The following is a 10,070-nucleotide window of genomic DNA, read 5'->3' as shown; positions in this document are numbered from 1 at the left end:
GCGCGTCCCCCGCCCCCCGTCTCCCCCCCCCCGGCGGGGGGGGGGTTCCCCCCTACCGGGGCCCCGCGCGGCCGGGGCCCCGCCCCCCCCCCCCCGCGCCCCGCGACTCCGCCGCGGCTCTCGGCTCAGCCCGTCGACACCGCCCAGGACGGCTTCACGGCCATCATCCGGGCCGTCTTCGTCGGATCGAGGTCGACGAGGTCGCCCAGGGTCTCGTCGATCCGCCGGAGCACGTCCTCGTCGAGGCGCTCGCCCGCCGCCGACGCGTTCTCCTTGATCTGCTCGGGCTTGGTGGCGCCGGCGACGACCGAGGCCACTCCCGGCCGGCTCAGCACCCAGGCGATGGAGAGCTGCGCGAGCGAGAGGCCGGCCTCCGCGGCGATCGGGCGCAGCCGCTCCACGGCGTCCAGCACGTCCCCGCCGAGGACCCGGTTGATGAAGGTCGGCGCGCGGCCGCCCGCGTTCGCCCGCGCGTCCTCGGGCCACTCCTGCCCCGGCCGGTACTTGCCGGTGAGCACGCCCTGCGCGAGGGGCTGGAAGGCCAGCTGGCCGATGCCCTCCCGCAGGCAGAGCGGGGCGACCTCGGGCTCGATGACCCGCCACAGCATGTTGTACTGCGGCTGGTTGGAGACGATCCGGCTGCGCAGGCCGAGGCCGGCCGCCGCCGTGAGCGCCGCCTCGATCTGCGGGGCGGTCCACTCCGAGACGCCGAGGTAGAGGACCTTGCCCTGCCGCACCAGGTCGTCGAAGGCGATCAGCGTCTCCTCCAGGGGAGTCCGCTCGTCGAAGCGGTGCGCCTGGTAGAGGTCCAGGTAGTCGGTGCCGAGCCGGCGCAGCGACGCCTCGCAGGACTCCATGATGTGCTTGCGGGACAGCCCGCGGTCGTTGGGCCCCTCCCCCGTGGGCAGACACACCTTGCTGGTGATCTCCAGGGAGGACCGCCGGATGCCGCGCAGACCGACCCCGAGCAGTTCCTCGGCCGCGCCCTGGGCGTACACGTCGGCGGTGTCGAAAGTGGTGATCCCGGCGTCGAGCGCGGCCCGGATGCAGGAGAGGGCCTGGTCGCGCTCGGCCAGCTCACCGTGGGTGAGCCAGTTGCCGTACGTGACCTCGCTGACCATCAGGCCGCTTCCGCCCAGCTGACGATGTTCCATGTACCTCTTCTAGCCTCTCTCGTCGTATCCCCGCGGGGCGGCCGCCCCGGCCGACGCCAGGGCGCCGGCCGGCCGTCGGCCGGCGAGGAGGCCGAGTGTCCTGTCGTGGTACACCAGCGGTACTCCCTCGCCGAGACGGACCGCCTCGACCGCTCCGACGACCACCTCGTGGTCACCTGCCGGGAAGATCTGGTGCACGGTGCATTCCATGGCGAACAGAGCGTCCGGCAGCACAGGGGGGCCGTCCGGGCTCAGCATCGCCCATGCGCCCGTGAACTTGTCAGTGTCTTTTGAGGCGAACCGGGCCGCCACCGCGTGATGGTCCGCGCCGAGGAGGCTCACCCCGAAGCGCCCCGCCTCGTGGAGCGCGGTCAGGGTCCGCGACGACCGCGCCACACAGGCCAGGACGAGCGGGGGCTCCAGCGAGACGGAGCAGAAGGCGCTCACGGTGAGACCGTGAGCGCCCGTGCGCTCTCCCCGTGCCGTGACGAGCGTGACCCCGCTGGGGAACCTGGCGAGTGCGGTCCGGAACTCCGTGTCCGAGACCATGGGGACGTTCAGGACGTGAAGGGGCGCAGGACGAGGTCGACCGACCGGTCCTTGAGGGTGAACGTCGAGGTCTGGCCGGCCTCGGCGTCGTCCAGCCAGCGGTGGAAGTCCTCCATCTCCTTCAGCGGGATGCCGTCGATGGCGCGGATCTCGTCACCGGGCTGGATGCCGACGTACTCCGCCGCCGAGTTGATGGCCACGTCCGCGACGACCATGCCGGTCTCCGGGGCGACACCCAGGGGGATGATGCCGGTCTTCGGCGGCGTCAGCGTCTTGTGGAACTGGAACGGCCGGTGCTCCAGGTACGCGGCGAGCCGCTCCAGGTAGTGCCACCAGTGGTGGTCGTACGCGTCGAACTCCAGGCGGGAGCGCAGCGATTCGCTGAAGCCCGTGTGGCGGAGCCGCACCTTGGTGCCGCCGTCCAGCTCGACGAACTCGACGGTCACGCGCGTCGGCTCGTCGTTGCCCGGCACGTCCCAGTCGTACGCGCAGGACTCGCCCGGCACGACCTCGCGCAGGACGGCCGTGAAGACCAGGTCGACGCGCCCGCCGCGGTTGAACTGCCAGCGCAGGGCGTCACCCGGCTCGGCGGGGACCTCCACATCGATCAGATTGAGCCAGGCGCGGACCTCCTTGGGGTCGGTCCAGGCCGCCCAGACCCGCTCCCGGTCGGCCTTGATCTCGCGCTCGGTCGAAGTTTCCCGCATGTCCTACCTCCAGGTGTGTGTCATCGGGGGCCCAACTGCCCACTGCCGACTGCCGTCCGGCGGCGTCGTCGTCGTCGGCGTCCAACTGTCGTCCGGCGGCGGCTAAGCGCCGTCGGACGTCTTCTCCGTGGCTTCTTCCACGGCCCTCTCGACCTGCGCGTTCGACAGGCCGATCAGCGCGACGAGGGAGACCGCCGCGGCGAACAGGCCCCCCACCGTGTAGACCGTGGCGAGCTCGGTCCGCGCGGCGATCTGGCCGGCCAGGAAGATGCCCACGGGCATCAGGCCGAAGGCGACCAGCCGGTTGACGCTGCTCACCCGACCGGTCAGCTCCGGCGGCACGATGGCCTGCCGGATGGAGACGGTCGTGACGTTCCAGGTCATCGCCGTGTAGCCGGTGACCGCCAGCCCCAGGGCCACCAGGGGCACCTCGCTGGTGAAGCCCAGGAGGGTGAAGCCGAGGGCTCCCATCAGCGTGCTGCCGAAGGCCGACCGGGCGGGGCCCAGCCTGCGGGTGAGCGGCCGGCAGGTGAATCCCGCCGTCACGCTGCCCGCGGCCACGGACGCGAGGAGCAGGCCGTACGCCGCGTCGTCCAGGTGCATGACCTGCCGGGCGTACAGCACCAGCATCGCCAGCTGGCCGACCGTGCACATGTTCGTCAGCCCGGCGACCAGGGTGTAGACGCGGAGCACGCGGTGGCGGGCCAGCCACCGCACGCCCTGCGCCATCTCGGCCCGCATCGCGCCGCGCGGCCGGCGCTTCGCCGCCGTGTCGCCGCCCGCGCGGAAGTCGCCGCGCATCAGGAAGGTGAAGACCGCGCTGACCGCGAAGCTGACCGCGTCGATGACGACGGGGAACGCCCGCCCCATCGTGTACAGCCAGCCGCCGAGCGCCGGGCCCACGAACTTGAGCGCCGTCGTGTTGGCCGTCATCAGCCGGCTGTTCGCCCGCTCCAGGGTGGCGCGGTCCCGGGCGACGGCCATCGGGAGGATCGCCGTGCGGGAGCTGTCGTACACCGTCTCGATCGCCGTGACGCTGAAGGCGACGGCCATCAGCAGCGGGATCGAGACCCAGCCGCCGATCACGGCCGCGACCAGCAGGCTCAGCAGGACGCACCGGAGCGCGTCCGAGATCCACATGGCGCGGCGGCGGTCCCAGCGGTCGGCGAGCACGCCGCCGAGCAGCGCGAGCACCAGCCACGGGAGCTTGTCCGCGATGCCGACCAGGGAGAGCGTCGCCGGATCGCTGGTGATGTCGGCGGCGAGCAGCGGCAGGGCCGTGACGGTGAGGCCGTTGCCGACGCTGGAGACCGACCAACCGCTCCACAGCAGCCAGAAGTTGCGGCCGAGCGGGGCGGTCGACCGCTCCTCCTGCTGGACGGTGGTCATGCGGCCGTGCCCTCGGGCAGCTGCGCCGCCGGGTCGAGTTCGAGCAGCAGCCTGCTCGTCCGGGCGACCGCGTCCTCGTCGCCGAGCTCCTGGAAGCACTGCACGGCGCGGTAGGCCGAACCGGCGCCGCGCAGCGCGCCGAGCCGGGCGCCGCGCTCGAACTCCGCGGCGGCCTCCCGCAGTTCGCCGGCGCGCTGCATCCGGGCCGCGACGAAGTAGCTGGCCGACGGCTCGTCGGGGTCCAGCCGGAGCAGCTCCCGGGTGGCGTCCGCCACGAAGTCGGCGGAGAAGACGGACGTGCCCGCCTTCACGGTGACGTCCATGAGCAGCCGGGTGTTCTCGCGGGCGGAGTGCCACTCCTGCGAGGTGGCGGCGAGGCCCTCGGCCTCCTCGCCCGCCGCGAAGGCGGTCTCCATCGCCCGCCGGGCGCGGTCCGTGTCCTTGCCCGTGAGGTGGTGGAAGGCCGCGGCCCGCCAGTACCGGCTCAGGGTGAGGGCGCGCACCCAGGGGTCCGACTCCGCGAGCAGGGGGAGCAGTTCCTCGCCGTACGCGGCCCAGTAGCCGCTGCCGCGCTCGCCGTCCCGGTCCCGCAGCAGGATCGAGATGAGCTGGGTGGTGGACAGGATCCGCAGCGAGGGCGTCCGTCCGTCGGTGGCGAGCCGGGCGAAGTCGTCGGTGGGCACCGTGGAGCCGCGCAGGTGCTGGCGCCGGGCCCGGGCCGCCTCGTAGGCGAGGTGGTCGGCCGCCGGGTGCGCCGGCTCGGCGTCCCGCTCGGCCAGTTCGCACGCGAGTCCTTCGAAGCCGAGCTGGGTGAGCAGCCGGAGGAGCACCGCGCGCCGCGGCACGGACTGGTCCGCCCACCGCGCGACCTGGTCGCTCAGGAACCGCCAGCCTTCGAGCCCGGTCGACTCGGCGACCTCCGCGGGCGTCCGCCCGAGGAACTCGTCGGCCCTGGCCTGCCGGGCCAGCCACGAGCGCGCGTCCCCCTGGAGGATCAGCGAGCAGTGCGGCAGCACGTCCTGCTTCTCGTCCCGCAGCAGGGTGAGCAGGAGCGGTGTGCTCTCCGCGCACAGCGGCCCGCCGACCGTCGGGGTCAGAGCGAACCAGGCACTCCAGACCCGCCGCAGTCGTACGGTGTCCAGCTCGATCGCCGGCCCGAATTCCAGGTCGGCCCACACGACATCGTCATGACGCGGGTACGTGTGCAAGTCTGACAACAGTCTTCTCCCCGAGAGGAGGCGGGAGAGGCCCCTGGAGGCCACTCCCGCCACTTTCACATCACGGCCGAACCGTGACTTCAGTAGACCTCGCTGAACGCGTAGACCTCGCTGAACGCGTAGACCTCGCTGAAACCGTAAACCTCGCTCATGTCGGACACCCCCTCCCCTGATGTCGGCCGCTGTCCGCGGCTCTCGTGAAGGACACTAGGCAGCCCCGCTTCGCGGTTACTTCGCGGTCACTTCGCCACCGGCCGCCCACCCCCGCCCGGCACCCCCCGCCGCCTCCCCCCACCTGAACGGACCCCCTTCTCCACCCCCGAAGCCCCCCGGCCGACACCCCCGAGAACGCGGAAAGGCCGCCCGCCCCGCGGCCTGTTCCCGACCTGCGACGGACCGGCCGGGGCTCCGAGATGTGAAATCCCTGGCACACCGGCAGGGCCTGCACCGAGACTGCGCAGGTGAGCGACTCCTCCCCCTGCCCGTGCTGCGGGCACCGCACGCTGGGCGCGATGCCCGGCTCGTACGAGATCTGCCCCGTCTGCTTCTGGGAGGACGACGGGGTCCAGTTCCGCCGGCCGACCATGCCCGGTGGCGCGAACAAGGTCTCCCTGGTCGAGGCCCCGCGCAACTACCAGACCTTCCGCGCCTGCGACGAGCACGGCCGCCGGTACGTCCGCCCGCCGGCCGACGACGAGCCGCTCGACCCCGCCTGGCGCCCCATCGACCTGACGCGCGACTCCTTCGAGGACCGGGCGGCCGAGGACCGCGCCCCGTGGCCCGACGACCCCTCGGTGCTCTGCTGGTGGCTCCCCACCTTCTGGCGCCGGGACCACTCCGCGTCATGACCTCCCCCATCGAGACACTCGTCCAGCAGCTCGACGGCAAGGCCGAAGAGTCCTACGACGCCCGCGCGGAGCTGATCTGGATCGGCGCCGACGCCATACCCGCCGTCATCGACGGCCTGCCTTCCCTCGGTGGCTTCGGTCAGCTGACCGCCATCGAGGTCTTCGAGGAGGTGGGCGATCCCCGTTGCGGCCCCGCTCTCATCGGCCTGCTGGACAGCGACAACCCGACCGTCCGCGAATGGGCGGCCATGGCCCTGGCGAGCCTGAGGATCGACGGCGCGGCCGAGCCCGTGCGCCGCGCCTACCGCGCCTGCCTGGAACGGGCGACGCCACCGGACTGGAGCGAACCGGAAGGCATCCGCTGGGCCCTGACCGAACTCGGCGCCCGCACTCCTGTAGTCCCACCGCTCACAGCGGGCCTACGCGCCACCGCTGCGGACGACGCCCCGGGCTGGCCCTCGGCCCACTTCACCGAGATCATCGACGACCTGGCCGACCACGCCCAGGTGATCCTCTACTCCCAGTTCTGGCAGGTGGACGCCGGCCGCACGTACGGCGTCTCCGGCCCCGGCCTGGACTGGGGACTCGACTGGACCGCGCCCTGGGAGCACCTGGTCGAAGAGTCCCGCCTCTGTTCCCTGCTGGAAGCCTCCGAAGCCCCCACGGGCGACAACATCTTCGTCGTCCCCACCTGGATCGACCGTACCGACCTGCACCCGGAGAGGTGACCGATGCCGTCCCAGCACCCCGAGGAAGTCGGCTACGGCCATGTGGTCGAGAGCTACGTGACGAGGATGTACGGCGGCCTCCCGCGCTACCTCGTACTGAACGGCGGGCGGTTCCTGGGCCCCCGGTGGTGGCACACCACACGCTTCACCCGACACCTGCTGAATGACGCCGCCGCGATCACCGACGAGGAACTGGAAGCCCTCCTCGGGTACGAATGGCGCTCGCGCCTCACCGCCGCCTGGCTGATCGGCGTCGACCGCCGCGAACGGTTCCGAGCACGCATCGGCGACCTGCTCCTGGCCAGCGAGGTCTGCTATTCCGGCAGCGCCTACTGCTTCACTCTGGCCCGCTTCGGCACACACGCCGACACCGAAATCCTCACCGCCTACCTCGACCGCTACCTCCCCCGCACCGACCTCCACTACGACCAGCCCGCCGCCCTGGGCGCCCTCCTCCGCCTCGACGCCCACCTCGGCACCCACCATGCCGACCGTTTCACGGAGCCCGGCGGCCTCTGGGACGAGTGGGTCAAGGGCATGGGACGCCTCGGCCACCCCAGCCACACCCCCGCCGAGGTTCGCCGCTGGACGGACCTCGAATGCGACTTCGCCAACGGCTGGACCCGGCCGTAGCCGCAGCTGCCTGACTGCCGCCAAGCCCCGGGCGGCCGGGCGTAGCGCCCGCGGAACGGCGACCCTCCTCGTACAGCCCGACCCAGGGCATCAGGGTGCGTGATCGGGTCTGGTGCGGGTTCAGGTGCGGGTTCACCCAGCACATCCAGCACGTGCAGCCACGACGAAGGGACCCGTCCTGCACCCCGACCGAGCCTTTGTGTACACATGGCACACTCGGTACGCTTGAGCGCATGACGCAGCCACTGCCCATAGAGTCCATCCGCGACGTGCGCGCACATTTGGCGGAGGTCGTGGAGCGCGCCGACCGCGACGACGTACCCACGGTGATCACGCGCCGCGGCAAAGAGGTCGCCGCCGTCGTCTCCATCGAGGTACTGCGCAAGTACCAGGAGTGGGAAGAGCGCGAGATCAATCGGATCATCGACGAGCGCATGGCCAACCCCGCACCTGGCATCCCGATCGAGGACGTCATGAGGGAGACACTGGAGCGCAGTGAGTGAGTACCGAACCGTCTTCCGCCCCGAGGCGCAGTCCGAGCTTCGGAAGATCCCGCACGAGATGGCGCTGCGCACCCTGGCCAAGCTGACCGAGCTGGAAGGCGATCCACTCGGCTTCAACACCACCGCACTCGTGTCCCAGCCGGACCGTCGCCGACTGCGAGTCGGCGATTACCGCGTCGTCTACACGATCGACAACGGGGAACTGGTGGTCTGGGTCATTCATGTAGGACACCGGTCGACCGTCTACGACACCTGATTGCCGCTGACAACACGGCGAAGGGGGCGGACTCGACAGAGCCCGCCCCCTCCTTCCGGCCTGCACGCTTGACCAATCAGGTCACGTGCAGCATGCGCGACTACACGTTGAAGCGGAACTCCACCACGTCGCCGTCCTGCATGACGTACTCCTTGCCCTCCATGCGGGCCTTGCCGGCGGCTCGGGCCTCGGCGACGGAGCCGGTCTCGACGAGGTCGGCGAAGGAGATGACCTCGGCCTTGATGAAGCCCTTCTGGAAGTCGGTGTGGATGACACCGGCCGCCTCGGGGGCCGTGGCGCCCTTCTTGATCGTCCAGGCGCGGGACTCCTTCGGGCCCGCCGTGAGGTAGGTCTGGAGGCCGAGGGTGTCGAAGCCGACGCGGGCGAGGATGGCCAGGCCGGGCTCCTCTGCGCCGACGGACTCCAGGAGCTCCATGGCGTCCGCCTCGTCCAGCTCGGCGAGGTCCGCCTCCAGCTTGGCGTTGAGGAAGATCGCCTCGGCCGGGGCGACGAGGGCGCGCTGCTCGTCCTTGAAGGCGTCGTCGGTCAGCTCGTCCTCGTCGACGTTGAAGACGTAGAGGAAGGGCTTGGTGGTGAGGAGGTGGAGGTCGTGGAGGAGCTCCGCCTTCTCCGAGCCCTGGACGATGCCCTGGGAGAAGAGGGTGTCGCCGCGCTCCAGGATCTCCTTCGCCGCCTCGACGGCCGCGACCTTGGGGGCCACGTCCTTCTTGATCCGGGCCTCCTTCGCCAGGCGCGGGAGGACCTTCTCGATGGTCTGGAGGTCGGCGAGGATCAGCTCGGTGTTGATCGTCTCGATGTCGTCCTTGGGCGAGACCTTGCCGTCGACGTGGACGACGTTCTCGTCCTTGAAGGCGCGGATGACCTGGCAGATCGCGTCGGACTCGCGGATGTTCGCCAGGAACTTGTTGCCCAGGCCCTCGCCCTCGCTCGCGCCGCGCACGATGCCGGCGATGTCGACGAAGTCGACCGTGGCCGGAAGCAGCCGCTGCGAGCCGAAGATGTCGGCGAGCTTCTGCAGGCGCGGGTCGGGGACGCCGACGACGCCGACGTTCGGCTCGATCGTGGCGAACGGGTAGTTGGCCGCCAGCACGTCGTTCTTGGTCAGGGCGTTGAACAGGGTCGACTTGCCGACATTCGGCAGGCCGACGATTCCGATCGTGAGCGACACGGTGGCGACTTCCCTAGATACGGATGATGGGTCGATCCCCCAGTTTACGGGGGGTCCGGCCCGACCCTCACCGGCCGTCGGCGGCGGACTCCGGCCGACTTCGGTCGAACTGCGGCCCGAGGTCGCCCGAAGGGCGTGTCCCGGGCCCGTCCGGCCACCGGGTCGACCTACGTTGGTGAGGTGGAGCAGCACAGGACAAGTCAGCCGCAAGGCCGCCGACGGCCCCAGACCCCTCTCACGCCGCCCGGCGCGCTGGTGGAGGTGGAGGGGGGCACGGCCGGCGCGGCCACCGTCTACCGGGTCGGCACCCCGGCCGCCGCGCGGCGGCCCGCGCCGGTGGTGCAGGCGCTGCGGCGGCTGCCCGCGCCGCGGCTGACGGGGCTCGGCGCGGGGCTCTTCGCCTCGGCCGCGATGCTCGTGATCGGTTTCCTGGACTGGCTGGTCCTGGACGGGTCGCCGCTGGCGTTCGGGCTGCTGTTCCTGCCGGTGAGCGCGCTCACGGCGCTCTGGGTGAGGACCGCCGACCTGGTCACGGCGCCGATCGCGGTGCCGATCGCCTTCGCCGTCGGCGTCGTGCCGATCGCGGGCGGCACCGGCGGCTTCGGCGGCCAGGCGATGGCCGTGGTCACCGCGCTCGCCGTGCACGCCGGCTGGCTGTACGGCGGCACGCTGATCGCCGGGGTCATCGCGAGCGTGCGGAAGGCGCGGGACATCGGCCGGCGGCGCCGTCGGCCCGCGGGCGCGGGGACCCCGTCCCGGCCGCCGTCCGGGGCTCCCCGGGGCCGGACCGGCGCCGGGCCCGCCGCCCGCCGCGACCAGGCCCCCGCGCGGGGCCGGCGGCCGGCCCCGTAGGCGAACCGCAGCCTGGGCCGTGTCCTGGGGCCAAGCGGGAGGCCG

General features: G+C 71.8%; 12 protein-coding genes. 6 read left to right on the top strand and 6 right to left on the bottom strand.

Annotated elements, in window-relative coordinates:
• Nucleotides 1–125: 125 nt before the first annotated feature.
• The 5 genes from ACFW1I_RS32790 to ACFW1I_RS32770 form a co-directional block, all read right to left on the bottom strand.
• Nucleotides 126–1,154, bottom strand: a complete 1,029-nt coding sequence (locus ACFW1I_RS32790) for an aldo/keto reductase family protein (protein WP_384676791.1) — start codon at nucleotides 1,152–1,154, stop codon at nucleotides 126–128.
• A 9-nt stretch (nucleotides 1,155–1,163) separates the two neighbouring features.
• Nucleotides 1,164–1,703, bottom strand: a complete 540-nt coding sequence (locus ACFW1I_RS32785) for a flavin reductase family protein (RefSeq protein WP_384676789.1) — start codon at nucleotides 1,701–1,703, stop codon at nucleotides 1,164–1,166.
• A gap of 8 nt (nucleotides 1,704–1,711) precedes the next feature.
• Complete coding sequence (locus ACFW1I_RS32780) at nucleotides 1,712–2,410, bottom strand: SRPBCC domain-containing protein (RefSeq protein WP_384676787.1); 699 nt, start codon at nucleotides 2,408–2,410, stop codon at nucleotides 1,712–1,714.
• A 102-nt stretch (nucleotides 2,411–2,512) separates the two neighbouring features.
• Nucleotides 2,513–3,799 carry an MFS transporter gene (locus ACFW1I_RS32775; protein WP_384676785.1) on the bottom strand — a complete coding sequence of 429 codons (1,287 nt, stop codon included), beginning with the start codon at nucleotides 3,797–3,799 and terminating at the stop codon, nucleotides 2,513–2,515.
• Nucleotides 3,796–5,016, bottom strand: a complete 1,221-nt coding sequence (locus ACFW1I_RS32770) for a hypothetical protein (protein WP_384676783.1) — start codon at nucleotides 5,014–5,016, stop codon at nucleotides 3,796–3,798. Before ACFW1I_RS32770 ends, ACFW1I_RS32775 begins: the two co-directional genes overlap by 4 nt.
• 461 nt (nucleotides 5,017–5,477) lie before the next feature.
• Here ACFW1I_RS32770 and ACFW1I_RS32765 point away from each other — a divergent pair, with 461 nt between their 5' ends.
• From ACFW1I_RS32765 to ACFW1I_RS32745, 5 genes are all read left to right on the top strand, one after another.
• On the top strand, nucleotides 5,478–5,864 hold the full coding sequence (locus ACFW1I_RS32765) for a CPCC family cysteine-rich protein (protein WP_384676781.1): 387 nt from the start codon (nucleotides 5,478–5,480) through the stop codon (nucleotides 5,862–5,864).
• Nucleotides 5,861–6,592 (top strand): HEAT repeat domain-containing protein, encoded by a 732-nt coding sequence (locus ACFW1I_RS32760; RefSeq protein ID WP_384676779.1) that lies wholly within the window; start codon nucleotides 5,861–5,863, stop codon nucleotides 6,590–6,592. Before ACFW1I_RS32765 ends, ACFW1I_RS32760 begins: the two co-directional genes overlap by 4 nt.
• Nucleotides 6,593–6,595: 3 nt before the next feature.
• Nucleotides 6,596–7,225, top strand: coding sequence for a DUF6000 family protein (locus tag ACFW1I_RS32755; RefSeq protein WP_384676777.1), 630 nt, complete (start codon nucleotides 6,596–6,598; stop codon nucleotides 7,223–7,225).
• A 233-nt stretch (nucleotides 7,226–7,458) separates the two neighbouring features.
• Nucleotides 7,459–7,728, top strand: a complete 270-nt coding sequence (locus ACFW1I_RS32750; protein WP_384676775.1) for a type II toxin-antitoxin system Phd/YefM family antitoxin — start codon at nucleotides 7,459–7,461, stop codon at nucleotides 7,726–7,728.
• Nucleotides 7,721–7,984: a type II toxin-antitoxin system RelE/ParE family toxin gene (locus ACFW1I_RS32745; RefSeq protein WP_384676773.1), complete on the top strand. Its 264-nt coding sequence runs from the start codon at nucleotides 7,721–7,723 to the stop codon at nucleotides 7,982–7,984. Before ACFW1I_RS32750 ends, ACFW1I_RS32745 begins: the two co-directional genes overlap by 8 nt.
• A gap of 100 nt (nucleotides 7,985–8,084) precedes the next feature.
• Here ACFW1I_RS32745 and ychF read toward each other — a convergent pair whose 3' ends face one another.
• On the bottom strand, nucleotides 8,085–9,173 hold the full coding sequence (ychF, locus tag ACFW1I_RS32740) for a redox-regulated ATPase YchF (RefSeq protein ID WP_384676771.1): 1,089 nt from the start codon (nucleotides 9,171–9,173) through the stop codon (nucleotides 8,085–8,087).
• A gap of 180 nt (nucleotides 9,174–9,353) precedes the next feature.
• Between ychF and ACFW1I_RS32735 the strand changes: the two genes are divergently transcribed.
• Nucleotides 9,354–10,025 carry a DUF6542 domain-containing protein gene (locus tag ACFW1I_RS32735; RefSeq protein WP_384676769.1) on the top strand — a complete coding sequence of 224 codons (672 nt, stop codon included), beginning with the start codon at nucleotides 9,354–9,356 and terminating at the stop codon, nucleotides 10,023–10,025.
• Nucleotides 10,026–10,070 lie beyond the last annotated feature (45 nt).

The organism is Streptomyces sp. NPDC058955, from assembly GCF_042741435.1.
Taxonomy (GTDB): Bacteria; Actinomycetota; Actinomycetes; order Streptomycetales; family Streptomycetaceae; genus Streptomyces.
Note: the sequence above shows the minus strand (reverse complement) of the source record. Positions and strands in the feature narration are given on the sequence as shown.

Bases quoted from the DNA above. Each gene is read 5' to 3' on its own strand.
- ACFW1I_RS32790 (WP_384676791.1), bottom strand. From the start codon at position 1,154: ATGGAACATCGTCAGCTGGGCGGAAGCGGCCTGATGGTCAGCGAGGTC.
- ACFW1I_RS32785 (WP_384676789.1), bottom strand. From the start codon at position 1,703: ATGGTCTCGGACACGGAGTTCCGGACCGCACTCGCCAGGTTCCCCAGC.
- ACFW1I_RS32780 (WP_384676787.1), bottom strand. From the start codon at position 2,410: ATGCGGGAAACTTCGACCGAGCGCGAGATCAAGGCCGACCGGGAGCGG.
- ACFW1I_RS32775 (WP_384676785.1), bottom strand. From the start codon at position 3,799: ATGACCACCGTCCAGCAGGAGGAGCGGTCGACCGCCCCGCTCGGCCGC.
- ACFW1I_RS32760 (WP_384676779.1), top strand. From the start codon at position 5,861: ATGACCTCCCCCATCGAGACACTCGTCCAGCAGCTCGACGGCAAGGCC.
- ACFW1I_RS32755 (WP_384676777.1), top strand. From the start codon at position 6,596: ATGCCGTCCCAGCACCCCGAGGAAGTCGGCTACGGCCATGTGGTCGAG.
- ACFW1I_RS32750 (WP_384676775.1), top strand. From the start codon at position 7,459: ATGACGCAGCCACTGCCCATAGAGTCCATCCGCGACGTGCGCGCACAT.